Source organism: Motilibacter peucedani, assembly GCF_003634695.1.
GTDB classification, from domain to species: domain Bacteria; phylum Actinomycetota; class Actinomycetes; order Motilibacterales; family Motilibacteraceae; genus Motilibacter; species Motilibacter peucedani.
In genome coordinates, this window is sequence record NZ_RBWV01000011.1 from 52,991 (window position 1) to 76,786 (window position 23,796).

Below are 23,796 nucleotides of genomic sequence, written 5' to 3' on the forward strand. Positions count from 1 at the left end.
GCTCAGCCGGAAGCAGCCACCGGCTCGGCGACCGCGATGCGGTGGGTCACGTAGGTGAGCACGGCCAGGCTGACGGCGGCGAGCACGACGTAGCCGACCATCGTGTGGACGCTGTCCCAGGCGGTGTGGATGCCGACCACGACGACGACTGCGACGACCACACGGCGTACGCCTGCCGCTGACCACCCGCCCGCCGCGGCCGACCAGAGCGCCGCTGCGGCGATGCCGGTCCAGGCCATGTGACCGGCCGGGCTGAGGATCCCGCGCACCAGCAGCAGGTTCTGCACCGCACCGATGTCGCCGCCGCTCTGGAGCAGCGTCACCATGCCGTAGCCCATGGTCTCGAGGGCGGCGAACCCCGCTCCTGCGGCGACTCCGAGCAGCAGCCCGTCTGCGCGTCGCCGCCACGGGCGCAGGAAGAGCACCGCCGCAGGCAGCAGCAGCTTCGCGAACTCCTCGATCGCTGCAACCCCGACCATGGGCAGCACGCCGAGCGTGCGCAGCGTCTTGTACTCCAGCGACCCGGCCACGACCGTACCGATCAGTCCACCTAGCACTGCGGTGGTCCAAACCGTGCCAACCGGCACGTCGAACGCCAGCCGGCGCCCGTAGACGAAGGTGGTGAACGCGGCAGGCACGGCGGCGGCGCCCAGCAGGATCACCGACGGGAGGAAGTTGGGGTTCTGCGTGCCCACCAGCGTGCGCTCGTCGGCGACGAAGAAGGCGCTGCCGATGGCGAGCACGAGCAGCCACCCGTGCCGCGCCGCGCGCGTGAGCGGCGGCCCGGCAGGGCGCCCTGAGCGCGGCTGGTCGGTGCGGATGGAGGTGGTCACGGCATGCTCCTGACACGGCACGGATGCGTGGAGCGCCGATACCCGCCGGAGCGGCCACCAACCCGGGGCCGCTGGTCCGGCCGCCCAGCGGGCAGGGCGTCGCGGAGGGGACCCGGAGCGGGCCGGCGCCTCAGCGGACGGTGACGGACAGGCCTTCGAGCGTGCGGATGATGTAGCCGCGGCCCCACACGGGCTCGGAGGCGATCGCCAGGCCCGGCACCCGCTGCACCAGCTCGCTGAAGATCGCGCCCAGCTCGAGCCGCGCGAGCGGCGCACCCAGGCAGTAGTGGATGCCGGCACCGAAGGAGATGTGCGGGTTCGGGGTGCGGCCGACGTCGAACCGCTCGGGGTCGTCGAAGCGCGCGGGGTCGCGGTTGGCCGAGCCGAACAGCAGGGCCGCCTGGGTGCCGCGGGGCACGGGGATGCCGGCGATGTCGGCGTCCTCGAGCGCCCAGCGGGAGAACAGCTGCAGCGGCGTGCTGTAGCGCAGCAGCTCCTCGACGGCGGTGGGCAGCAGCGCGAGGTCGCCCCGCAGCCGCTCGAGCTGGTCGGGGTGCTGGAGGAGGGTGGCGGTGCCGTTGGTGGTCACGCCGACGGTCGCCTCGTGGCCGGCGTTGAGCAGCAGCACACAGGTGCCGACCAGCTCGTCCTCGGTGAGCCGCTCGCCCTCGTCGACCACCTCGGCGAGGGCGGTGACCAGGTCGTCCTGGGGGTGCAGGCGACGGTCGGCCGCGAGGTCGCGCAGGTAGGCGGCGAACTCGCCGGCCGCCTGCACCGCCCCGCGCTGGTCGTCGACGGTGGGGTGCAGCTCGTACATCCGGCACATCGCGTGCGACCACGGCAGCAGCAGCCCGCGGTCGGACTCCGGCACCCCCAGCAGGTCGGCGATGACCGCGACGGGCAGCGGCTCGGCGACCGCCGATCGCAGCTCGACGGCCGAGCCGTCGCTGCCGGCGTCGAGCAGCGCGTCGACCAGGCGGGCGGCGATGGCCTCGACCTTCGGACGCAGGGCGGCGACGCGCGCAGGGGTGAACGCCTTGGACACCAGGCGCCGCAGGCGGGTGTGGTCGGGCGGCTCGGTGTCGAGCATGCCGTCGCGCACGACGTCCCAGAACGGCGCGAGCTCCTCGGGCTCGTCGGGCCGGCCCATGTCGGCGTGCGTGGCGACCTGGAGGTAGCTGCGCCCGAAGCGACGGTCGCGCAGGACGGCGTCGATGTCCTCGTGGCGAGCGACCAGCACCTGGCCGGTCTGCGCGGCCCAGGCCACGGGGGCGCTCTCGCGCAGCTCGGCGTAGACGGGGTAGGGGTCCACGACGAACGCCCGGCGGGTGGGGTCGAAGGCGGCGGGCGCGGCGGGTACCTGCATGGTGGAGCAGAGTCTAGAGCCCGGCGGACCGTCCGCCAGCCGGTTGCGCCCACCGCTCGGGCCTCGCCCGGGCGCGCGCAGCCCGGGTGCGCTCGACCTCGGTCGCGAGCAGTGCCGCCGCCTCGGCGGCGTCGCGGTGCGGCACCAGCGGAGCGATGTGGGGCGGCAGGTCGACGTGCAGCGTGACCAGGCCGAGCCGGCGCTGCAGCGGGCCCTGCACCACCCGCAGCGACTGCACCTTGGCGTGCGGCACGACGTCGAGCACCACCCGGAAGGCGCCGTGCCGGGCCAGCAGCACCTCGTCGTCGCCGCCCACGCCGAGCGCGCGCCAGCCCAGCGGGTCGAGCCAGCGGGCCCGGCGGGGAGCGGGCACCAGCGGGACGGCGAGGCGGTCGTGGTCGGCGGGCCCGACCTCCGCACCCAGCACCAGGCGTACCAGCTGCTCGGCCTCCGCGCGCGGCGCGACCGGCAGCAGCGTGCCGGTGAGCGCCTGCGCCTTCTGCCCGTAGCCCGCGACCGCCACCTCGAGCCGCACCCAGCCCCACGGGCGCCACAGCACCGGTGCCACCACGCGGATCGCCTGCACCCGCCCCGGCGGCACCGTCTGCTGGCGGCTCTCGAGCAGCCCGTGGCGCAGCCGCAGCCCGTCGGCGGAGCCGGAGACCTCGAAGCCGGCGTCGGCCTGGCCGCGGACGAAGAACTGCTGCACCGGCACCACGAGCGCCGGGAGCACGAGCGCGAGCGGCGCCGCCGTGCGCTGCCAGGCCGACAGCGCCACCGCGGCGCCGATCACGAGGCCGGCCACCAGGGTCGGCGCCGAGAGCACGAGCGAGGCGACGTAGCGGCCCCACGGGACCGCGTGGAGCAGGTGCTCCGGCGCCTCCTCGTGCACCGGGGCCCCGGCGGCGGGGTCGGCGTGCTCGGCGGCGACGAGGCCCGCGGCGCGGGCGAGCAGCTCGGCGCGCAGCGCGCGGGCCTCCTCCTCCGAGAGGTAGGCGAGCCCGCCCTCGCTCGAGCTGGCGCCCACCACCTCGAGCCGCAGCTCCGCGAGCCCGACGAGGCGGGCCAGCAGCGGGCGTACGACGTCGACCGCCTGCAGCCGGTCGAGCCGCACGCGACGGGAGCGGCGCACGACGATCCCGCTGTCGACGCGGAGGTCCTCGCCGTCGAAGCCGTACGTCGTGGTGCGCCACGCGAGCCACCCGGCGACCGCGGCGACGGGCACCGCGCCCGCCAGCGCGAGCAGCGCCCAGCGGGCCGGGCCGTGGCGCTCGAGGCCCACCTGCTGGGCGACCACGACGGCGAAGGCGACGAAGATCTTCCAGCCGCGGATGAACGGCGTGAGCGGGTGCAGGCGCCGCAGGGGCTGCGTCACAGGCCGGCGGCCCGAGCCTCGCCACGGGCGGCGAGCCGGTCGCGCAGCCGGGCCGCCTCGGCGGGCACCAGCCCGCGGATCACCGCGTCGGTCGTCGCCGCTGCCGTGTGCAGCTGCACCGTCGCGAGCCCGGCCAGCCGGTGCACCGGGTCGGCGGTCACGTCGACGAACTGCATGCGGCCGTAGGGCACGACGGTCAGGCGGCGCACGAGCAGCCCCTTGCGGAGCAGCAGGTCGTCGGCGCGCTCGGCGTAGGCCCACGAGGCGACGTTGCGCCCGACCAGCACCCAGACCAGGGCGGCCGCGAGCACGCCGACCAGCACGGCGAGCCCTGCCCAGGTCGTGCCCGCGAGCAGGCCGAGCCCGACGGCGACCAGCACCGTGACGAGCAGCAGCGCGCCGCAGCCCAGGGCGCGGCGCACCGTCGCGAGGCGCGGCGACACCGGTCGCCACTCGACGTCGAACGGGTCGAACGGGTCGTCCACGACCGGCAGCGTAGCCAGGTCGTGCGAGCATGCCCGCCGTGAGGACTCTGCGGGTGGGCGTCGGCGCGGCGACGGGGTGGGGGCCGGAGGCGGCCGACCTCGTGCTGCCCATCGGCCCGCAGCACCCGTCGGCCCACGGCGGGCTGCGGCTGCACCTGCGCGTCGAGGACTCCGTCGTCGCGGCCGTCGAGCCCGAGGTCGGGTTCATGCACCGCGGGGCCGAGAAGCTGTTCGAGGCGCGCGACTACCGCCAGGTGATCGTGCTGGCCAACCGCCACGACTGGCTCTCGGCCTTCGCCAACGAGCTCGGCATCGTGCTGGCCGCCGAGCGGATGCTGGGCATGGAGGTGCCGCCGCGGGCGGTGTGGGCGCGCACCGCCCTGGCCGAGATGAACCGCGTGCTCGGCGCGCTGATGTTCCTCGCCAGCCCGCCGGACCCTGCGCGCCCGGAGGGAGACACGGTCACCGACCCCGCGGTGCTCGCCCTGCGCGAGCCGCTGCAGCGGGTGCTCGAGGCGGTGTCGGGCGGCCGGGTCCACTTCATGCTCAACCGCGTCGGCGGGCTGAAGGAGGACCTCCCCGAGGGCTGGCTGCCCGAGGCGGTGCACGCGCTGGAGGACGTGCGCAGCGGCCTCGACGCCGCGTGCGCGGTCGTCGCCGCGCCGGCGTTCCGCGACCGGCTGCGCGGGCTGGGCGTGCTGACGCGGGAGGACGCGCTGACCTACGGCGTGAGCGGGCCGGTCGCCCGCGCGTCGGGGATCGACGCCGACCTGCGGATCGACGCGCCGTACCTCGCCTACGGCGAGCTGGAGGTGCCGCGCACTCGCCGGGTGGAGGGCGACGCGCTCGCGCGCTGGGAGGTGCTCGCGGAGTCGGCGCGTACGGGTCTTGACCTCGCGCTCGCGGCGCTGGCCCGCGTGGAGCCGGGGGAGTTCGCGGTGCGGCTGCCGAAGGTGCTCACCGTGCCCGAGGGCACGGCCTACTCGGTGACGGAGAACCTGCTGGGGCTCAACGGCTACTACCTGGTCTCGCGCGGCGGCAAGGTGCCGTGGCGGCTGAAGCTGCGCAGCGCGTCGTTCGGCAACGTGCAGGCGCTCGAGGCGCTGCTGCCTGGTACGCCGGTGGCTGAGCTCGTGCCGGTGCTGACCTCGCTCTTCTTCATCACCGGCGACATCGACCGCTGACGCACCCGGGCACGCCCCACCCCCTGGTTTGGCACGATGTGACTTCTTGCCAATCAGATTGGCAAGGAGTCACATCGTGCCAACAGGGGGCTGGGCGGAGGGGCGGGCTAGGACGCGGAGGTGAGGCCGCCGTCGGAGCTGAAGACGAGCCCGAGGCTGACCTTGCCGGTCTTGAGGGCCGTCATGGTGAGCGGGCCACCGGCGTCGAGCGCGGTGAAGGAGTCGAACTTCAGCCCGTAGCTCGACTCGAGGCCGGGCTGGCAGAACGGGCGGGTCGGGCACTCCGGCGGGCCGCCGAGCACCAGGCCGGAGCCGCACTTCGCGGCGAGGTCGGACAGCGTCTTGACGCCGTTGGCCTCGGCGAAGGCGGTGGTCACCGCGAACGCGTTCTGGTCGGCCGCCTCGGCCGGCTTGCCGATCGTCAGGCCGACCTTCTTGGCCAGCGGGGTCAGCGCGGCGACCGTCTTGTCGAGGTCGGGGCTGGCCAGCGCGGTGGCCTTGGGGCCGTTCTGCGCCTTGTTGATGAACTCGGTGAGCGTGCCGACGTACTCCGGCACGACCTGGATCTGGCCCTTCTCGAGCGCGGCGAGGTAGACCTCGCGGGCGCCGATGGTCTGGGTCTTGGCCTTGAAGCCGGCCGCGTCGAGGACGGCGGCGTAGATCTCGGCGACCGTCTGGTTCTCGGCGAAGTTGGCGGCGCCCACCGTGATCGATCCCGAGCCGCCGGAGAGCCCGCTGTCGAGGCCCTTGTCCTTGACGTAGGCCTTGGCGACGTTCGGCGAGGTCTTGCGCTCGGCGCTGACCTGGCGGTTGAGCGAGACCAGGTCGTCGGTCGTCAGGACCGAGGACACCTTGTCGAGCGCTGCGGTCAGCGCCGGGGTGGCCGCCTTGGCGTTGATCGCCGGGACGATGTTGTCGACCGTCTGCAGCTTCTTGTCGTCGGTGAGGACGACGAGCTCCTTGCCGGCGACCGGCTTGCAGTCGGCGGTGCCGCCCGCGGGAGCAGCCGACGCGTCAGTGCTGGCGCCGCCGCTCGAAGCCGAGCTCGACGCCGCGCTCGGGGCGGCCGCCGAGGAGGCAGGCGCACCGCCCGAGCCGCTGGACGATCCAGAGTCGCCGCAGCCGGCGAGCAGCATGCCGCTCGCAGCGAGCACTCCCGCCGCCAGTCCAAGTCGTGTGCGCATGGGTGTGAGGTCCTCTCGTGTGTCGCCCCGCCTTGGCCAGGCAGCGCGCGGCACCAGTCCGGTTGTTCCCGGACCGTGGCCATATGCCACCGCACGCGGCGGCTGGCCGCAAGTCCGTTCCGCACTGCAGCCTAGTGGAGCGGATCGGTCAGCTTCAGGGTACGACCGTGACCGGCCAGCGCCCGGCCCGCACCAGGCGCACGGCCAGCGACCCGACGATCCGGTGCCCCGCGCTCGCGGAGGCGCCGACGACGACGGCGTCGGCGCGTACCTCGTCGGCGATCCGCGAGAGCTCCGTGAACGCGTCGCCGCGGGCGCTGCGGAACTGCGCACGCACGCCGGCGTGCTCCGCGCCCCACTCGACCTGCTTGGCGATCTGCTCCGCGTTCTCGTCGAGCGTCGCCTCGACGACGCCGATCGCGCCGGGCACGAGGCCCGCCATCGCCATGCCGCCGACGACGTGGACGACGAGCAGCTCGGCGCCCTGGCGGCGCGCGAGGCCGGCCGCGTAGGCGCCGGCACGCATCGAGGTGGGCGAGCCGTCGATGCCCACGACGATGATGGTCGGGCCGTCGTTGCCGAGCTCGAAGCCGTTCACGCGCCGGACGCGGCGAGCGCCGGGTCCTCCGGCGCCTCGGCCAGCACGGCGGCAGCCCGCCGCCGGCGGCGCGGCGGGCGCAGGCTGGCCGGCGTCAGCGACCGCTGCAGCCCGGCGAGGCCGAGCTCAGCGACGACCGCGAGCAGCGAGACGAGGAGCCCGCCGGCGAGGGTCTCGCCGTAGTCCTGCGTGCTGAAGCCCTCGTTGATGATCGTGCCGAGGCCGCCGCCGCCCACCAGCGCGGCCAGGGTCGCGGTCGCGATCACCTGCACCACAGCCGTACGGATGCCGGCGGCGACGAGCGGCAGCGCCAGCGGGAGCTCCACCCGGCGCAGCACCTGCCCGCCCGACAGGCCCATCGCCGTCGCGGCCTCGACGAGGTCGGGGTCCACCCCGCGCATGCCGACGTAGGCGTTGGCGAGCACGACGGGCGCGGCGAACAGCGCGAGGGCGATGACGGTCGCCCGGTCGCCGAAGCCCACCGGCGTCGAGACGAGGATCGTGAGCACCGCGAGCACCGGCACCGCACGGGAGACGTTGGCCGCCGCGACCGTGAACGCGCCGCCGCGCCCGAGGTGGCCGAAGCCGATGCCGAGCGGCAGCGCGACGAGCGAGGCGAGCCCCACGGAGAGCCCGGTGATGCGCAGGTGGTCGACCAGCAGCTGCACGACGCCGTGCTGGCCCTTCCAGTTGAGCGGGTCGTTGAGCCAGACGACCGCGTCGTGGACGTAGCTCACGAGCGCCCCCTCGCCCAGGGCGTGACCGCCCGCGAGACGCCCAGCAGCAGCAGGTCGAGCACCAGCGCGAGCGCCACGCACAGCAGCGAGTTGGTGAGGATCTCGGCCCGGTAGAAGTTGTTGTTGAACCCGCGCAGGATCAGCTGGCCGAGCCCGCCGTAGCCCACCACGACGCCGACGGTGACCAGCGCGACCGTCGAGACGGTGGCCAGCCGGATGCCCGCCATGACCGCGGGCATCGCGATCGGCAGCTCGACACGCAGCAGGACGCGCAGCGGGCCGTAGCCCATGCCGCGGGCGGCCTCGCGCACGTCGTCGGGCACGGCGTCGAGGCCGGCCAGGGTGTTGCGCACCAGGATGAGCAGCGCGTAGAGGACCAGCCCGATCAGCACCGTGCGCGACCCGATGCCGGTGTAGGGCGCCAGCAGGGCGAACAGCGCCAGCGACGGGATCGTGTAGACCACTCCGGAGAGCCCGATCACCGGCGCGCGCAGCACGCCGAAGCGTCGTGCCAGCATCGCCAGGGGCACCGAGACGAGGGTCGCCACGACCACGGTTTCGAGGGTCAACGTGACGTGGTGCTCGAGAGCGGTGAGGATGTCCGTGCGGTTGTCACGCACGTAGCCCCAGTCCAGCCACGGGTTGGGGGCGGAGGAGGCCACGGATGGACGCTACCCCGGTGCGGTCGCAGACCGCCACGCCAGGCGGGGGCGACCCGATGATCCAGCTCGTCGGCGTCGGCAAGAGGTACGCAGACGGCACCGACGCGGTGCGCTCGCTCGACCTCTCGGTCGACCGCGGCGAGCTCGTCGCGCTGGTCGGGCCCTCGGGCTGCGGCAAGACCACGACGCTCAAGATGGTGAACCGCCTGATCGAGCCGAGCAGCGGGCGCATCCTGCTCGACGGCGACGACGTCACGAAGGTCGAGCCCAACGGCCTGCGCCGGCGCATCGGCTACGTCATCCAGTCCGGCGGCCTGTTCCCCCACAAGAGCGTGCTCGACAACGTCTCGACCGTCCCGCTGCTGCTCGGCTGGGACCGCTCGAAGGCCCGCGCCCGCTCGCTCGAGCTGCTCGAGCTCGTCGGGCTCGACCCCGCCGTGCACGCCAAGCGCTACCCGCACCAGCTCTCGGGCGGCCAGCGCCAGCGCGTCGGGGTGGCGCGCGCCCTCGCCGCCGACCCGCCCGTGCTGCTCATGGACGAGCCGTTCAGCGCGGTCGACCCGATCGTGCGCGACCGGCTGCAGCTGGAGTTCCTGCGCCTGCAGGAGGAGATCCACAAGACGGTGGTCCTCGTGACCCACGACATCGACGAGGCCGTGCGGCTCGCCGACCGCATCGCGGTGCTCTCGCAGGGCGGCAAGCTCGAGCAGTACGACGCGCCCGCCACCGTGCTCGGCGCGCCGGCCACCGACTTCGTCGCGTCCTTCGTCGGCGCCGACCGCGGGCTCAAGCGGCTCTCGGTCACCGGCATCGCCGCCACCGACCTCGAGTCCCCGCCGGTCGTCTACGCCTCCGACAGCCTCGCCGCCGCCGAGGAGACGCTGCGCGGCGAGGGCGCCGCCTGGGCGGTCTGCCTCGACGAGCGGGGGACGCTCAAGGGCTGGGTGGGCCTGCGTGACACGGCCGGCGGCGTCGCGACGGTGGGCGAGGTCTGCCACCGCATGGAGGCGTGGGTGCCGGCCCGCGCGACGCTCAAGCAGGCGTTCCAGGAGATGCTCCAGCACGACGCCGGCTGGGTCGCGGTGCTCGACGGCGACAGGTACGTCGGGGTGCTGACCCCGCGCACCCTCCACGAGGCGCTGCGACGCAGCGTCGACGCGGACGCCCTCGGCGTCCCCCTCGAGCACACCGAGGTCGACAACGTCCCGAGCTGAGCGCTTCCGCTAGGGTCCCTCGCCGGCAGCAGGCCGGCAGCAGGCCGGGAACGGCGGTGGGGAGGAGCGCAGGTGCGGGTCGCGGTCGCCGGGGGTTCCGGCGTGGTCGGGCGGCTGGTCGTCGCCGAGCTCGCCCGGGGAGGCCACGACCCCGTCGTCGTGGCGAGGAGCGCGGGCGTCGACCTGCTGACGGGCGCCGGGCTCGAGGGGGCCCTGACCGGGTGCACCGCCGTCGTCGACGTCTCGAACGTCGCGACGACGAGCGCACGGCGCTCGCGGGCGTTCTTCGCCAGCGCCACCCGCCGCCTGCTCGACGCGGCGGCGGACGCCCGGGTCGAGCACGTGCTCCTGCTCTCGATCGTGGGCGTCGACGAGGTCGACCTCGGCTACTACCAGGGCAAGCGGCTCCAGGAGCAGCTCGTGCGCCGCAGTCCGCTCCCCTGGACCGTGCTGCGGGCGACGCAGTTCCTGGAGTTCCCCGGCCAGGTGCTCGACCGCTCCAGCGGGCCCGTCGCCCTGGTCCCGCGCATGCGCAGCCAGCCGGTTGCAGCGCGGGAGGTCGCGGCGCACCTCGTGAGCCTCCTGGCGCAGCCGCCGGCGGGCGACGCAGTCGCGATCGCGGGCCCCGAGCAGCACGAGGTCGTCGACCTGGCCCGGGAGCTGCTCGAGGCGCGCGGCTCCCACCGCCGGGTGGTGCCCGTGCGACTGCCCGGGGCGGTGGGGAGGGGCCTCGCCGGCGGGATGCTGCTCCCCGCGGCGAGCACGTGACGGGCACGACGACCTGGCGGGAGTTCCTGCGCCACGAGGGCTGACCGGGACTAGCGTGCGGGGCGTGTACTCGACGACGACGTCCCGGAGCGTCCGCGCCTCCCCGCGCGCGGTCTACGACGCGCTGCTCGACCCGCAGGCGGTGTCGCGCTGGCGGGTGCCCGAGGGCATGAGCGCGCACGTGCACGAGTTCGACGCCCGTGAGGGCGGCCGCTTCCGGGTGTCCCTGACCTACGCCTCCGGCTCGGCGCAGGGCAAGTCCGGAGAGCACACCGACACCTACTCCGGCCGCTTCGTGCGGCTGGTGCCGGACGAGCAGGTCGTCGAGGAGCTCGCGTTCGAGACCGACGACCCCGAGCTGGGCGCCACCATGACCATGACCACGACGCTGAGGGCCCACGACGGCCGCACCGAGGTGGTGCTCGTGCACGACGGCGTCCCGGACGCGGTGGCGCCCGCCGACAACGAGACGGGCACGCGGATGGCGCTCGACAACCTCGCCCGCCTGGTCGAGGGGCGCTGAGGCTCAGGCCGCCGGCGGCGTACGGGTCAGCACCCGCTCCACGCGCCGGTCGGGCACCAGCCAGAGCAGGGCGACCAGCACGTACATCGCGACGCCCAGCCACCGGTCGACCAGCGTGAGCACCATGGCCGCGAGGTAGAACAGCGGCGACAGCTTGCCCTTGCGGTCGCGGCCGACCGCCACGTGCAGCAGGGAGCCCGGCCCCTCGCAGCGGATGATCGACCACTGCAGCGCGTAGTAGGCCAGGGCCGCGGCGAGCAGCACCACGCCGTACGCCTCGGTCGGCACCGTCGCGAACGTGGTCTCCCCCATCCACCCGGTGGCGAACGGCACCAGCGAGAGCCAGAACAGCAGGTGCAGGTTGGCCCAGAGCACCAGGCCGTCGACGCGCTCGGTCGCCTGCAGCATGTGGTGGTGGTTGTTCCAGTAGATGCCCAGGTAGACGAAGCTCAGCGGGTAGCTCAGCAGCACCGGCAGCTCCTCGTGGAGCGAGGACCACGTCGGCTCCTCGGGCACGTGCAGCTCGAGGACCATGATCGTGATCAGGATGGCGATGACGCCGTCGCTGAACGCCTCGAGACGCCCGGTGCGCACCTCAGGCCTCGGTGTCCGGGCGCTCGCGCGCTGCCGAGCGCTTGAGCTCCGCCACCCCCGCCGCGCCCAGCCCCGCGGCCGCCCCGCCGAACAGCACCGTCGCGACGAAGGCGGCCGTCCGCCGGGGCAGCACCGCCTCGAGCACGCGGAGGACGAGGACCGCCGCGGTGCCCAGGGAGAGCGCGCCCATGGCCCCGGCTCCGCCGAGCAGGGCCGCGCCCTTGCCCGCCCTGCGCGCACGGCCGGTCACCCTGCCGGTGAGCTCGTCGACGGTGCCGCGGACCTCGCTGCGGACCATGCCGCGCACGTCACCGGCCATGCCGAGCACGTCGCCGGCCATGCCGCGCAGGAAGCCGCCTGCGCCCGGGGAGTTGCCGCTCATGGGCCGATCCTGCCCGATCCGGGCCGCGGGCCGGCAGCCCCTCGCCCGGAGGAGAACTCGGCCGCCACCGTCTTCGGCACGCACAGCTCCCACGCCCCGACGAGCAGCTCGGCCGTCTCTTCGGGCTCCAGCGCGGCCATCCGGGCGCACAGCCAGGAGTACCTCATGTCGGAGGCCGGCGGCAGCAGGAAGACCTCCGGCCGGGTCGCGACCATCGACTCGCGCTCCGGCTCGGGGAAGCCGAAGCCCAGCACGGTCTCGTCGCGGCTCAGGGTCGCGAAGACGATGCGGCCGACGCGGAACTTCACCCGGTCGCGGACCAGCGCTTCGTAGGCCTGCGGCAGGCTCAGGGCCACGGCACGCACCTGCTCGACCGTGACCACGGCGGGCTCAGCCGCGCTGGGAGGGGTCGTCGTCGTCCTCGGGCAGGCGGAGCACGCGCTCGAGCAGCAGCCCGGCGCCCACGACGAGCGCCGACGCCAGCGCCGTGGCCGCCGAGCCGATCAGGCGCGAGGTGCGCAGGTCGCTGTCGGAGCTGGGCAGCAGGAAGACGGCGTAGCCGGCGTAGGCACCGGCGAGCACCGCGCCCACCACGGCCGACGCCTTCGCGACCGCCACCGCGCGCGCCGCCGCGAGCAGCTCGACCGGCCGGGCGCCCGACGCGCCGGAGAGCCGCTGCCTCCAGGCGCGCGCCGAGACCAGCAGTCCCACGCCGACCAGGGCCAGGCCCACCGGCAGCGACCACGGGATGCCGAGCCACGCCTGGGTCAGGACGTCGATGCTGCGCGCGTCGAGGACGCGCAGCAGCGACCACACCGCGACGCCCGCCGCGACGGCTGACAGCACCACCGTGCGGGCGGAGGTGGGGCGTACGTGCTGGGAGCTCACGGCGCCACCCCGACCAGCGGCGCGACCGGCACAGCGAGGGCCAGGTCGTCGCGCCGGCGCACGCCGGCGCGCTCGTCGTCAGGCAGGGCGGCGAGCAGCTCGGCGACACGCCCGTCGCGGCCCGGCAGCTGTGCGGAGGGAGCGAGCGCGGCCCACGGCGCCAGCACGAAGGCCCGCTCGTGCGCGCGGGGGTGCGGCAGCGTGAGCGCGGGGTCGGTGCTGGTCACACCCTCGACCGCGACGAGGTCGACGTCGAGGGTGCGGGCTCCCCAGCGCTCGGTGCGCTCGCGGCCGAACGACGCCTCGACGGCGTGGGCGTGGGCGAGCAGCGAAGCCGGCTCGAGCGCGGTGTCGAGCAGGACGACGGCGTTGAGGTAGTCGGGCTGCGGCCCGGCGCCCGGCAGCGTGAGGGCGGCGGTCTCGAAGACCGGGCTGACGGCGCGTACGGTGCCGGCCGCTCCCAGCGCCCACACCGCGCCCTGCAGCGCGGCCCGCCGGTCGCCGAGGTTGGCGCCGAGGGCGACGACGGCGCAGCGACTGGCGGCGCGCCGGATCCGGACCGTCACGTCGGTGAAGGGGACGGTGATGGGCGCCGACGGCTTGTGCACGGTCACCTCCACCGCCTGCACGAGCGGCTGCGCGAGGGCGTCGGCGGCGATGCGGTCGGCGAGCGACTCGATCAGGTCGAACGGCTCGCCGCCGATGCGCGCGACCACGGCCTCGGAGACGACGCCGTAGTTGACGGTGGCGGCGAGCTCGTCGGTGCGGCCTGCCGGCTCGAGGTCGACCTCGAGCACGACGTCGACGACGAAGTCCTGGCCCTGCTCGCGCTCGTGGGCGAAGACGCCGTGGCGGCCGAAGGCCCGCAGGCCGACGATCTCGATGCGGTCAGTCGTCGGCACTCTGCGCCCCCTCGTCGTCGTCGGCCTCGTCCGACGGCGTGCCCATCACCGGCGAGGAGTGGTGGAGCGCGACCCGCCAGCCGCCCGGCGTGCGGCGCAGCACCTTGGTCGACACCGCCTGGGCGCCGACGAACCCCTCGGCCGCCCCCTCGGCGCCGGTGAGCAGGCTCTCGGAGCAGGTCACGACGGCGGTGTCGCCGGCGACCTGCACGTCGAGGTCGGTGAGGAAGAACTGGACGTAGGGAGTGCCGGCCATCACCACGGCCCACGACCGCAGCACCTGGCCGCGGCCGCGCACGGCCGGCCAGCCGGGGTGGACGCAGACGACGTCGTCGCTCTCGAGCCAGACCGCGCCCATGAGGTCGAGGTCGGCGGTCTCGATGGCGGTGTAGAGCGAGCGCGTGACCCGCTCGACCAGCCGGGCGTCGTCAGCCATGCAGGGCGCCCGCCCGGGCGGCGCGGGTCGCGCGGCCCACCTCGACGGCGGCGCGGTTGGCGCGCACGGAGTGGACGCGCACGCCCCACACGCCGGCCGCCGCGAGGAGCCCGGTGACGGCGACGGTCGCGGCCTCGCGCTCCTCGACCGGCGCGGGGACGCCGTCGGAGCCGCTGAGCAGCGCGCCGAGGAACCGCTTGCGGCTGGCACCGACGAGCACCGGGCGCCCCAGCGCCGCGAGCTGCTCGAGACCGGCGAGGACCGCCCAGTTGTGCTCGGCCCGCTTGGCGAAGCCGAGCCCCGGGTCGACGACCAGCTGGTCGGGGTCGAGCCCGGCAGCGACCAGGGCGTCGACGCGCTGGCCCAGCTCGGCGACGACCTCGCCGACCACGTCGGCGTAGACCGCGCGCTCGTCCATCGAGGTGCTGTGGCCCCGCCAGTGCATGACGACGTAGGCGGCGCCGGCGTCGCGCGCGACCCGGGGCAGGTCGGTGTCGGCGAGCCCGCCGGAGACGTCGTTGACCAGGCACGCGCCGGCGGCCAGGGCCGCCTCGGCGGTCGTGGCGCGCATCGTGTCGATGGAGACGGGTACGCCTGCGGCTACCAGCCCCTGCACCACCGGGAGCACCCGGCGCAGCTCCTCGTCGGCGTCGACGCGCGCCGCTCCGGGGCGCGTCGACTCACCGCCGACGTCGACGAGGTCGGCGCCCTCGGCGACCAGGTCGAGCCCGTGGGCGACGGCCGCGCCGGGCTCGAGCCAGCGGCCGCCGTCGCTGAAGGAGTCGGGCGTCACGTTGACGACGCCCATGACCACGCAGCGGTCCAGGTCGAGGCCCGCCGGCAAGCCGCGGACCGAGGTCACCGGCTCAGGATGAGGCTCATCGCCTCGGCCCGGGTGGCGGGGTCGCGCAGCTGGCCGCGGACGGCGCTGGTGACGGTCTTCGAGCCGGGCTTGCGCACGCCGCGGGTGGTCATGCAGCTGTGCTCGGCCTCGATGACGACGATGACCCCGCGCGGGCGCAGCACCTCGGTCATCGCGTCGGCGACCTGGGTGGTCAGCCGCTCCTGCACCTGCAGGCGCCGGGCGAACACCTCGACCAGCCGGGCGATCTTGGACAGCCCGGTGATGCGGCCGTCCTCGGCCGGGATGTAGCCGACGTGCGCGACGCCGTAGAACGGCAGCAGGTGGTGCTCGCAGGCGCTGACCAGGGTGATGTCCTTGACGAGCACCATCTCGTCGTGCCCGAGGTCGAACGTCGTGGTGAGGACGTCCTCGGGCTGCTGCCACAGCCCGGCGAACAGCTCGCGGTAGGCCCGCGCCACCCGCGCCGGGGTCTCGCGGATGCCGTCGCGGTCGGGGTCCTCGCCGAGAGCGAGCAGCAGCTCGCGCACCGCCCGCTGCGCCCGCTCCTCGTCGTAGGGCGGGCGCGTCGGCGTGCCGTCGTAGGACGGACCGGTGGCCGCGGCCTGCACCGCCTCGGCGGCGGTGGCCCCGGTGCCGTCGACGCCGGTGCTCATCAGCCCTCGGTGGGGAGCGGGCCGCCCGGCACGTCGGTCGGACCGCCGATGCCCATGGACTTCTCCAGCCGGCCGTTGGGCGACTGGCCGTTGGCGACGAGCGCGCGCTCCTTGGGCGTGAGCACAGGCCCGGCGCCGGGGCGGAACTTCGCCGAGCCGGTCCACGCGGGGCGGGAGGGCCGGCGGCGCACGTCGGAGAACACCGCGGCGATCTGCTCCTTGTTGAGCGTCTCCTTCTCCATCAGCTCGAGCACGAGCCGGTCGAGGATGTCGCGGTTGTCGGACAGGATCGCCCAGGCCTCCTCGTGCGCGGCCTCGATCAGCGCGCGCACCTCGGTGTCGACCACCGAGGCGACCTCCTCGGAGTAGTCGCGCTGGTGGCCCATGTCGCGCCCGAGGAAGGGCTCGCCGTTGGTCTGGCCGAGCTTGATCGCACCGATGCGCTGGGTCATGCCGTACTGCGTGACCATGGCCCGGGCGACGCCCGTCGCCTTCTCGATGTCGTTGGCCGCACCGGTGGTCGGGTCGGCGAAGACGATCTCCTCGGCCGCGCGCCCGCCCAGCATGTAGGCGAGCTGGTCGAGCATCTCGTTGCGGGTCGTGGAGTACTTGTCGTCGTCGGGCAGCACCATGGTGTAGCCGAGGGCCCGCCCGCGCGGCAGGATCGTGACCTTGTGCACCGGGTCGGTGTTGGGCAGCGCCGCGGCGACGAGGGCGTGGCCGCCCTCGTGGTAGGCGGTGAGCTTCTTCTCCTTGTCGCTCATGAGCCGCGTCTTCTTCTGCGGCCCGGCGACGACGCGGTCGATGGCCTCGTCCATGGCGTACGGGTCGATCAGCTTGCGGTCGTTGCGGGCGGTCAGCAGCGCGGCCTCGTTGAGCACGTTGGCCAGGTCGGCGCCGGTGAAGCCGGGCGTGCGCCGGGCCACCGCCATCAGGTCGACCGACGGGTCGAGCGGCTTGCCCTTGGCGTGCACCTGCAGGATGCGGTGGCGGCCGTTGAGGTCGGGGCTCTCGACCGCGATCTGGCGGTCGAAGCGGCCCGGGCGCAGCAGCGCGGGGTCGAGGATGTCCGGCCGGTTGGTGGCCGCGATGAGGATCACGCCGCCCTTGACGTCGAAGCCGTCCATCTCGACCAGCAGCTGGTTGAGCGTCTGCTCGCGCTCGTCGTGCCCGCCGCCGAGGCCCGCGCCGCGGTGGCGGCCGACCGCGTCGATCTCGTCGATGAAGACGATGGCGGGGGCGTTGGTCTTGGCCTGCTCGAACAGGTCGCGGACGCGGCTCGCGCCGACACCGACGAACATCTCGACGAAGTCGGAGCCCGAGATCGAGTAGAACGGCACGCCCGCCTCGCCGGCGACGGCGCGCGCGAGCAGGGTCTTGCCGGTGCCGGGAGGGCCGTAGAGCAGCACGCCCTTGGGGATCTTGGCGCCGATGGCCTGGAACTTGGCCGGGTTCTCGAGGAACTCCTTGATCTCGTGGAGCTCCTCGACGGCCTCGTCGGCACCGGCGACGTCGGCGAACGTCGTCTTCGGGGTGTCCTTGCTGACGACCTTGGCCTTGGACTTGCCGAAGTTCATGACCCGGTTGCCGCCGCCCTGCATCGAGTTCATCACGAAGAGGAACACGACGAAGATCAGCAGTATCGGCACGACCGTCAGCAGCAGGCTGACCAGCCAGCTCTGGCGCGGCACCTGCACGTCGTAGCCGTCCGGCGGCGGGGTCGAGCCCAGCGCCTGGACGATCGAGACCTGCTGCATGTCGACGTAGGAGGCGCGCACCTTGGTGGCGCCGTCGATCTTCGTGCCGGGCTTCAGGGTCAGCTCGAGCCGCTGGTCGCGGTCGACCAGCTTGGCCGACTGCACCTGGCCGGACGAGATCGCGTTCAGCGCCTGAGCGGTGTCGACGGTCTTGAAGCCGCCGGACGACCGCACGGTCGAGGTGACGAGGACGGCCGCGAGCACGGCGAGCATGACCCAGAAGACGGGTCCACGGAAGAAGCGCTTGACGTCCATCGAACCGGGGCGGGTGGCCCCGTCCCTCCTCGAGACAGTGACGGTCTGGCATGCGACGGTACACCGCTGGTGAGGTGCGGCAACCGTACGCGCTGGTCAACGACCCGGTCGCGGCACCTGTTCCGCCGTTCCGCTCAGGGCGCAGAGAGGAGGGCCCGGGCGCCTCAGCGGTAGACGTGCGGCGCGAGCGTGCCGACGAACGGCAGGTTGCGGTAGCGCTCGGCGTAGTCGAGGCCGTAGCCGACGACGAACTCGTCGGGGATCTCGAAGCCGACGTAGCGCACGTCGACGTCGACCTTGGCGGCGTCGGGCTTGCGCAGCAGGGCGGCCACCTCGATCGAGGCGGGGCCCCGCGAGCGCAGGTTGGCCAGCAGCCACGAGAGGGTCAGGCCGGAGTCGATGATGTCCTCGACGACGAGCACGTGCAGGCCGGAGATGTCCTTGTCGAGGTCCTTGAGGATGCGGACCACGCCCGAGCTCTTGGTGCCCGAGCCGTAGGACGAGACCGCCATCCAGTCCATCTCGACGTGGCGGTCGAGCGCGCGCACCAGGTCGGCCATGACCATGACCGCGCCCTTGAGGACGCCGACGAGGAGCAGGTCGCGTCCTTCGTAGTCGGCGCTGATCCGGGCGGCCATGCCCGCGAGCCGCTCGTCGATCTGCTCCTTGGTGACGAGGATCTTCTCGAGGTCGTCGGCGACGGTGGCCTGGTCCACGGGTGGGGCTCCTTGCGGATCTGCGGGTCTGCGGGCGCCGGTCCGCGGGGGCGTCAGGACCGTGCGAACGTGAGCCTGCCACACGCCCGCGACGCCTCGACACCGCCCGGCAGCCCGACCGGGCCCTGGCCGTGCCACGCGCTCACCAGCGCCTCCAGGGCCGCGACGTGCCGGGCACCCATCGCTCCAGGGGCCGCCCCCTCCGCCAGCGCGAGCCGGTGCAGCACGCGGGTGCGGACCGCGCGCGGCAGCGCCGCGAGCGCGGCGACGTCGTACGCGTCGGGCACCTGCGCCGCCCACGCGTCCAGCGCGTCGGCGTCGTCGCGCAGCTGAGCGGCCGTGCGGGCCAGTGCAGCCGCGACACCCGGGCCGAGCGCGGCCTCGAGCGCGGGGAGCGCGTCGAGCCGCACGCGCACCCGTGCGTACCGGCGGTCGGCGTTGTGCGGGTCGTCCCAGGGCTGGAGACCCTGGGCCGCGCAGGCCTCGCGGGTCGTCGCGCGGGTGACCGGGAGCAGCGGGCGGTGCCACAGGTCGCGCACCGCCGCCATGCCCGAGAGCGAGCGGGCGCCGCTGCCGCGTGCCAGTCCGAGCAGGACGGTCTCGGCCTGGTCGTCGAGCGTGTGCCCGAGCGCGACGGCAGCGGCGCCGAGCTCGGCGGCGCGGGCGCGGAGGGCCGCGTACCTCGCGTCGCGCGCGGCTCCCTCGGGGCCGCCGGGCCCGCTCACCTCGACCGCGCCGACCGCCACGTCGGCGATGCCGAGCGCCGCGAGCGCCTCCGCGGCGCGGGCGGCGACCGCGTCGGACCCCGCCTGCAGCCGGTGGTCGACGACCGCGGCGGCCACGCGCACGTCCCTGCGCGGGCCCTCGAACGCCAGCGCGGCCGCGAGCGCGAGGGAGTCGGCGCCACCGCTGCAGGCGGCGAGCACGGTCGAGCCCGGCGCCACGTGCGCGGCGAGGTGCTCCCTGACGGCGACCCGGACCGCCGCGACGGCCGGCGCGAGCCGACCACCCACGGCTCAGGCCGTCCGCGCGACCCAGGCGGCGGGGTCGGCGATCTCGTGCGGCAGCGGCAGCGTCTCGGGCGACTCCCAGACGCGGTTGAAGCCCTCCATGCCCACGCGCTCGAGCGCGCCGCGGACGAAGACGGCGCCGTCGCGGTACTGCCGCAGCTTGGCGTCCATGCCGAGCAGCGAGCGGGCGACCGACTGCTGGCGGGTCGGCTGGGTGCGCCGGCGCTGGAACTTCTCGCGGATCTGCTCGACCGAGGGCACCACCGCGGGGCCGACGCCGTCCATCACCACGTCGGCGTGGCCCTCGAGCAGCGACATGACCGCCGTGACGCGGGCCAGCGACTCCCGCTGCGCAGGCGTCTGCACCGCCTCCACCAGCGAGAGACCCTCCTTGCCGCGCACGGCGGCCGACACCGCGCGCAGGACCGCCCACAGCCGCCGCACGGCCGCGGCCGCGTCGAGCTCGACGTCGTCGACGAAGCCCTCGAGCTGGCCCAGCAGGTGCTCGCGCAGCCACGGGGCCACGCCGAACTGCACGCGGTGGGTCTCCTCGTGCAGGCACACCCAGAGCCGGAAGTCGTGCGGGTCGACCTCGAGCTCGCGCTCGACCGTGACCACGTTGGGCGCCACGAGCAGCAGGCGGCCGGCCTCCTGCGGGCCGAAGACCTCGAACTGGCCGAGCACCTTGCCCGACATGAACGCCAGCAGGCCGCCGGCCTCGGCGCCGGTCAGGGCGCCGCCCACCAGGGCGGCCGCGGGCGTCGCGCCGGGGCCCTTGCGCTTGGCGGCGATCCGCTCGACGAGCGGGTCCATGACCGCCTCGAAGCCCGCGGCGTTGGCACGGATCCAGCCCTCGCGGTCGACGACCGCGACCGACGAGGCGCCGGCCGGCGCGACGAGGCCGGTGTGGGCGCGTACGTGCTCCTGCGCCGTGCGCGCCGCCCCGCGCAGCTCGCCGACCACCTCCGCGATCTCGCCGCGGCCCAGCTTCGGCGGGCGCGGGGAGAGCCGGACCGCGGCGGCCACCGCGAGGTCCCAGTCGACCGTGGGCACCGCGCTGGCTGACGTCATGGCGCCCACGCTACGTGGCGGGTCAGCGCAGCAGGGCCAGGAGTCCCGGGCCGACCAGCATGCCGGCGACGACCAGAGCCGTGCCGACGGCCTGGCGCCCCTTGACGAGCCCGGTGACCCCGGCCACGACGAGCAGCGCCGCCACCAGCGTGAGCAGCAGCTCACCCGTCCCCGCGCCCCGGACCACCGCGCTCCCCCTCAGCCCGCGCAGCCGCAGGCCGCGAGGGCCGCCGCCGCGGCGTCGAGCGCCGCACGGGCCTCGAGCGTGCCGGTCGCGGGCACGGCGTCGGCCATGAACGCGAAGACGACCAGCCCTCCGTCGCGCCCCTGCGCGACGCCTGCGAGCGCGCTGACGCCGGTGAGCGTGCCGGTCTTGGCGCGCACCTCGCCCCGGGCCGCTGCGGCCGGACCGCCGCGCGGGTAGCGGCCGGCGAGCGTGCCGGTGGCGCCGGCGACGGGGAGGCCGGTGAGCAGGGAGCGCAGCTCGGGGTGCTGCGGCGACGCCGCAGTCAGCAGGGTGCGCACGAGCGTCGTCGGCGGGATGCGCGAGCCGCGGGCCAGCCCGCTCGTGTCGAGCAGGTGGGCGCCCGTGACGGGCACGCCGAGCGCTCCGACTGCGGAGACGACCGCCGCCCCGGCGCCGGCCGAGTTCGCCGCCTGCCCCGCGGCGTGCGCCACCAGTCGGCCGAGCGCCTCGGCCAGGTCGTTGTCGCTCTGGGTCAGCATCCGCTCGACCAGGTCGCGGACCGGCGGCGACTGCACCTGCGCCAGCGCCCGGGCCGAGGGCGTGGCGCGGGTGCGGGTCACCGTCCCGACCGTCGCGACGTGACGGGTACGCAGCTGTGCTGCCAGCGCCCTCCCGGCGGCGAGCGCCGGGTCGGCGACGCGGGCGGGGGCACCGACGCGTACGCGGCCCTGGTCGACGCTGAGCGCCATGACGGGAGCGGCCTCGCCGCTCGGGACGTAGCCCTTGCCCCAGTCCGGGCTGATCGCCGGCGCGGCGAACAGCGAGTCGTCGACGTGGACGCTCACCGGGCGCCCGGCGGCGGCCTTCGCGACGCGGTCGGCGAGCACGTCGAGCCGCGCGTAGGAGGTGGCGTCGCCGCTGGGGTGCGCGCGGGTGTCGGCCGCCCCCGAGCGCAGGCTCGCGTCGCCCGCGCCGACGAGCACGACGTCGAGCGGCCCGCTGGTCCCCGTGGGCCCGGGGGTGCCTGCGCCGGCCGGCTCGTCGGTCACGACGCGGGTCGAGAGCCGGGTCTGCGGGCCGAGCACCTCGAGCGCGGCCACGGCGGTCAGCATCTTCGTGGTCGAGGCCGGCGTGTGGGGCGTGGTGCCAGCGCGGTCCAGCAGCGTCGTGCCGTCCGCGGCGAGCACCGTCGCGGCGACGGCCGTCCCGAGACGGCGAGCGGCGAGCGGGCCCGCCAGCGCGCGCGCCACGCCGGCGGCGGTGGCGCCGGAGACCGGGGCGGGCGGCAGGACGGGGGGCGGCTGGGAGGGAACGGCCGGCGGGGCGGAGGCCGCAGGCGTACCAGGCGGTGAGGTGGGTGGCTGCGGCGTCGCCGCGCCGACGTGCTGCGCGAGCAAGCCCGGCACGAGCAGCGCCAGCGCCACGACCGGCGCGACGACTCGCTTCCGGGCGACCCCGGCGACCACCGGGGCGCGCACAGCACGAGAGACTACCGACCACCGACGCACAGCCGTACGATCCCGATCCACCACCATCCCGGAGGACCCATGGAGTTCGACGTCCTGGTTGAGATCCCTCGGGGGTCACGCAACAAGTACGAGGTCGACCACGAGACCGGTCGCATCAAGCTCGACCGCATGCTGTTCACCTCGACGCGCTACCCGCACGACTACGGCTACATCGAGGGCACGCTCGGCGAGGACGGCGACCCGCTCGACGCGATGGTGCTGCTCGAGGAGCCGACGTTCCCCGGCTGCATCATCCGCTGCCGCGCGATCGGCATGTTCCGCATGACCGACGAGGCCGGCGGCGACGACAAGGTCATGTGCGTGGTCGCGGGCGACCCCCGCATGAACCACCTCAAGGACATCACCGACATGCCGGAGTTCGACCGGCTCGAGGTGCAGCACTTCTTCGAGGTCTACAAGGACCTCGAGCCCGGCAAGTCCGTCGAAGGCGCCACCTGGACCGGCCGCGACGAGGCCGAGGCCGAGATCACCAGCTCCCGCGAGCGCCTCGCCTCCTCCGGCGGCCACTGACCCCACCGGGGCGACGTTGATCGCCCTAGCCGATCGAACTCGTGCCGGGCCCATGCAACTTGATGGGCCCGGCACGAGGTTGATCGGCCTAGCCGATCAACATCGGCGTCACCAGCGGGAGTGCACCTGGGGGCGGATGCGGGCGTCGTAGACGTCGCGGATGCGCGTACGCGTCGCGTCGTCGAGCGGCGGGAGCGCGGCCGCGGCGGCGTTGGAGCGGGCCTGGTCGGCGTTGCGGGCGCCGGGGATGACGACAGAGACGCCGGGCTGGTCGAGGATCCAGCGCAGGGCCAACTGCGCCGTCGTCGCACCCGACGGCGTCAGCGCCGCGATCTCCCGCGCCGCCTGCACGCCGGTCACGAAGTCGACCCCCGCGAAGGTCTCGCCGACGTCGAAGGCCTCGCCGTTGCGGTTGTAGGTGCGGTGGTCGTCGGCGCCGAACTCGGTGCTCTCGTCGTACTTGCCCGACAGCAGCCCGCTCGCCAGCGGCACCCGCGCGATGATCCCGACCCCGGCGGCGGCCGCGGCGGGCAGCAGCTCCTCGAGCGGCTTCTGCCGGAAGGCGTTGAGGATGACCTGGATCGTCGCGACGCCCGGGCGCTCCAGCGCCGTCTGCGCCTCGGCCACCGTCTCGACCGACACGCCGTAGGCGGCGACCCGCTGCTCGGCGACCAGCGTGTCGAGCGCGTCGTAGACCGCGTCGGTCGAGTAGACCGCCGTGGGCGGGCAGTGCAGCTGCACGAGGTCGAGCACGTCGACGCCGAGGTTGGTGCGCGAGCGGTCGACCCAGCTGCGCAGGTTCTCGAGGGTGTAGGCCTCGGCCACGTGCGGGTCGGCCCGCCGCCCCGCCTTCGTGGCCACGAAGACGCCGCTGTCGGGACGCGCCTTCAGCAGCTTGCCGATGACGGTCTCGCTGCGCCCGTCGCCGTAGACGTCGGCGGTGTCGATGAAGGTGACACCCGCCTCCAGCGCCGCGTCGAGCGTCGCCAGGGCGTCCGACTCGTCCACCTCGCCCCAGTCCGCACCCAGCTGCCACGCACCGAGCCCCACGACACTGACCTGGCGCTGCGTGCGCCCGAGAGTCCTCTGTTCCATGCCGAGAAAAGTACGCG

28 protein-coding genes are annotated in these 23,796 nt (G+C 74.7%); 5 read left to right on the top strand and 23 right to left on the bottom strand.

Annotated features, from left to right (window positions below):
* Positions 1–2: 2 nt before the first annotated feature.
* From CLV35_RS08480 to CLV35_RS08495, 4 genes are all read right to left on the bottom strand, one after another.
* Complete coding sequence (locus CLV35_RS08480) at positions 3–833, bottom strand: PrsW family glutamic-type intramembrane protease (protein WP_231121621.1); 831 nt, start codon at positions 831–833, stop codon at positions 3–5.
* Between the two features lie 130 nt (positions 834–963).
* A complete protein-coding gene (locus CLV35_RS08485) occupies positions 964–2,199 on the bottom strand; it encodes a cytochrome P450 (protein WP_121193068.1) in 1,236 nt (411 codons plus the stop codon).
* 13 nt (positions 2,200–2,212) lie between these two features.
* The gene (locus tag CLV35_RS08490) at positions 2,213–3,574 is read right to left on the bottom strand and encodes a PH domain-containing protein (RefSeq protein ID WP_121193069.1); all 1,362 of its coding nucleotides are present in this window, start codon (positions 3,572–3,574) and stop codon (positions 2,213–2,215) included.
* A complete protein-coding gene (locus CLV35_RS08495) occupies positions 3,571–4,059 on the bottom strand; it encodes a PH domain-containing protein (RefSeq protein ID WP_121193070.1) in 489 nt (162 codons plus the stop codon). Before CLV35_RS08495 ends, CLV35_RS08490 begins: the two co-directional genes overlap by 4 nt.
* Before the next feature lie 29 nt (positions 4,060–4,088).
* On the opposite strand from CLV35_RS08495, the gene CLV35_RS08500 reads away from it, so the two are divergent.
* A complete protein-coding gene (locus tag CLV35_RS08500) occupies positions 4,089–5,243 on the top strand; it encodes an NADH-quinone oxidoreductase subunit D-related protein (RefSeq protein ID WP_121193071.1) in 1,155 nt (384 codons plus the stop codon).
* 107 nt (positions 5,244–5,350) lie between these two features.
* Here the strand turns inward: CLV35_RS08500 and CLV35_RS08505 are convergent, their stop codons facing one another.
* The 4 genes from CLV35_RS08505 to CLV35_RS08520 all read right to left on the bottom strand — a co-directional run bounded on the left by CLV35_RS08505 (position 5,351) and on the right by CLV35_RS08520 (position 8,424).
* On the bottom strand, positions 5,351–6,427 hold the full coding sequence (locus CLV35_RS08505; protein WP_121193072.1) for a glycine betaine ABC transporter substrate-binding protein: 1,077 nt from the start codon (positions 6,425–6,427) through the stop codon (positions 5,351–5,353).
* 154 nt (positions 6,428–6,581) lie between these two features.
* Positions 6,582–7,025: a universal stress protein gene (locus tag CLV35_RS08510; RefSeq protein WP_231121623.1), complete on the bottom strand. Its 444-nt coding sequence runs from the start codon at positions 7,023–7,025 to the stop codon at positions 6,582–6,584.
* A complete protein-coding gene (locus CLV35_RS08515; protein ID WP_121193073.1) occupies positions 7,022–7,762 on the bottom strand; it encodes an ABC transporter permease in 741 nt (246 codons plus the stop codon). The genes CLV35_RS08510 and CLV35_RS08515 overlap by 4 nt, the downstream gene beginning before the upstream one ends.
* Positions 7,759–8,424 carry an ABC transporter permease gene (locus tag CLV35_RS08520; RefSeq protein WP_121193074.1) on the bottom strand — a complete coding sequence of 222 codons (666 nt, stop codon included), beginning with the start codon at positions 8,422–8,424 and terminating at the stop codon, positions 7,759–7,761. Before CLV35_RS08520 ends, CLV35_RS08515 begins: the two co-directional genes overlap by 4 nt.
* A gap of 56 nt (positions 8,425–8,480) precedes the next feature.
* Between CLV35_RS08520 and CLV35_RS08525 the strand changes: the two genes are divergently transcribed.
* The 3 genes from CLV35_RS08525 (at position 8,481) to CLV35_RS08535 (ending at position 10,929) form a co-directional block, all read left to right on the top strand.
* The gene (locus tag CLV35_RS08525; RefSeq protein ID WP_121193478.1) at positions 8,481–9,638 is read left to right on the top strand and encodes an ABC transporter ATP-binding protein; all 1,158 of its coding nucleotides are present in this window, start codon (positions 8,481–8,483) and stop codon (positions 9,636–9,638) included.
* A 72-nt stretch (positions 9,639–9,710) separates the two neighbouring features.
* Positions 9,711–10,406, top strand: a complete 696-nt coding sequence (locus CLV35_RS08530; RefSeq protein ID WP_121193075.1) for an SDR family oxidoreductase — start codon at positions 9,711–9,713, stop codon at positions 10,404–10,406.
* 64 nt (positions 10,407–10,470) lie between these two features.
* Complete coding sequence (locus tag CLV35_RS08535) at positions 10,471–10,929, top strand: SRPBCC domain-containing protein (protein WP_121193076.1); 459 nt, start codon at positions 10,471–10,473, stop codon at positions 10,927–10,929.
* Between the two features lie 3 nt (positions 10,930–10,932).
* Here CLV35_RS08535 and CLV35_RS08540 read toward each other — a convergent pair whose 3' ends face one another.
* The 14 genes from CLV35_RS08540 to dacB form a co-directional block, all read right to left on the bottom strand.
* Positions 10,933–11,523, bottom strand: coding sequence for a TMEM175 family protein (locus tag CLV35_RS08540; protein WP_121193077.1), 591 nt, complete (start codon positions 11,521–11,523; stop codon positions 10,933–10,935).
* Position 11,524: 1 nt separating this feature from the next.
* Positions 11,525–11,905: a phage holin family protein gene (locus CLV35_RS08545; protein WP_121193078.1), complete on the bottom strand. Its 381-nt coding sequence runs from the start codon at positions 11,903–11,905 to the stop codon at positions 11,525–11,527.
* Positions 11,902–12,288, bottom strand: a complete 387-nt coding sequence (locus CLV35_RS08550; RefSeq protein WP_121193079.1) for an MmcQ/YjbR family DNA-binding protein — start codon at positions 12,286–12,288, stop codon at positions 11,902–11,904. The genes CLV35_RS08545 and CLV35_RS08550 overlap by 4 nt, the downstream gene beginning before the upstream one ends.
* A gap of 7 nt (positions 12,289–12,295) precedes the next feature.
* Positions 12,296–12,793: a DUF3180 domain-containing protein gene (locus tag CLV35_RS08555; RefSeq protein ID WP_121193080.1), complete on the bottom strand. Its 498-nt coding sequence runs from the start codon at positions 12,791–12,793 to the stop codon at positions 12,296–12,298.
* On the bottom strand, positions 12,790–13,695 hold the full coding sequence (gene folK / locus CLV35_RS08560; protein ID WP_121193081.1) for a 2-amino-4-hydroxy-6-hydroxymethyldihydropteridine diphosphokinase: 906 nt from the start codon (positions 13,693–13,695) through the stop codon (positions 12,790–12,792). The genes CLV35_RS08555 and folK overlap by 4 nt, the downstream gene beginning before the upstream one ends.
* A complete protein-coding gene (locus tag CLV35_RS08565; protein WP_121193082.1) occupies positions 13,682–14,131 on the bottom strand; it encodes a nuclear transport factor 2 family protein in 450 nt (149 codons plus the stop codon). The genes folK and CLV35_RS08565 overlap by 14 nt, the downstream gene beginning before the upstream one ends.
* Positions 14,124–14,939 (bottom strand): dihydropteroate synthase, encoded by an 816-nt coding sequence (gene folP / locus CLV35_RS08570; RefSeq protein WP_121193479.1) that lies wholly within the window; start codon positions 14,937–14,939, stop codon positions 14,124–14,126. The genes CLV35_RS08565 and folP overlap by 8 nt, the downstream gene beginning before the upstream one ends.
* Before the next feature lie 50 nt (positions 14,940–14,989).
* A complete protein-coding gene (gene folE, locus CLV35_RS08575) occupies positions 14,990–15,649 on the bottom strand; it encodes a GTP cyclohydrolase I FolE (RefSeq protein WP_121193083.1) in 660 nt (219 codons plus the stop codon).
* Positions 15,649–17,661: an ATP-dependent zinc metalloprotease FtsH gene (ftsH, locus tag CLV35_RS08580; RefSeq protein ID WP_121193084.1), complete on the bottom strand. Its 2,013-nt coding sequence runs from the start codon at positions 17,659–17,661 to the stop codon at positions 15,649–15,651. The genes folE and ftsH overlap by 1 nt, the downstream gene beginning before the upstream one ends.
* Before the next feature lie 164 nt (positions 17,662–17,825).
* Positions 17,826–18,377, bottom strand: a complete 552-nt coding sequence (gene hpt, locus CLV35_RS08585; protein WP_121193085.1) for a hypoxanthine phosphoribosyltransferase — start codon at positions 18,375–18,377, stop codon at positions 17,826–17,828.
* 53 nt (positions 18,378–18,430) lie between these two features.
* Positions 18,431–19,390, bottom strand: a complete 960-nt coding sequence (gene tilS, locus CLV35_RS08590) for a tRNA lysidine(34) synthetase TilS (RefSeq protein WP_121193086.1) — start codon at positions 19,388–19,390, stop codon at positions 18,431–18,433.
* 3 nt (positions 19,391–19,393) lie between these two features.
* Positions 19,394–20,458, bottom strand: coding sequence for a zinc-dependent metalloprotease (locus tag CLV35_RS08595; protein WP_121193480.1), 1,065 nt, complete (start codon positions 20,456–20,458; stop codon positions 19,394–19,396).
* 22 nt (positions 20,459–20,480) lie between these two features.
* The gene (locus CLV35_RS20000; RefSeq protein ID WP_183061882.1) at positions 20,481–20,645 is read right to left on the bottom strand and encodes a GPGG-motif small membrane protein; all 165 of its coding nucleotides are present in this window, start codon (positions 20,643–20,645) and stop codon (positions 20,481–20,483) included.
* An 11-nt stretch (positions 20,646–20,656) separates the two neighbouring features.
* Positions 20,657–22,123: a D-alanyl-D-alanine carboxypeptidase/D-alanyl-D-alanine endopeptidase gene (gene dacB, locus CLV35_RS08600; protein ID WP_121193087.1), complete on the bottom strand. Its 1,467-nt coding sequence runs from the start codon at positions 22,121–22,123 to the stop codon at positions 20,657–20,659.
* A gap of 69 nt (positions 22,124–22,192) precedes the next feature.
* Here dacB and CLV35_RS08605 point away from each other — a divergent pair, with 69 nt between their 5' ends.
* Complete coding sequence (locus tag CLV35_RS08605; protein ID WP_121193088.1) at positions 22,193–22,684, top strand: inorganic diphosphatase; 492 nt, start codon at positions 22,193–22,195, stop codon at positions 22,682–22,684.
* A 108-nt stretch (positions 22,685–22,792) separates the two neighbouring features.
* Here CLV35_RS08605 and CLV35_RS08610 read toward each other — a convergent pair whose 3' ends face one another.
* Positions 22,793–23,779: an aldo/keto reductase gene (locus tag CLV35_RS08610; protein WP_121193089.1), complete on the bottom strand. Its 987-nt coding sequence runs from the start codon at positions 23,777–23,779 to the stop codon at positions 22,793–22,795.
* Positions 23,780–23,796: the final 17 nt, after the last annotated feature.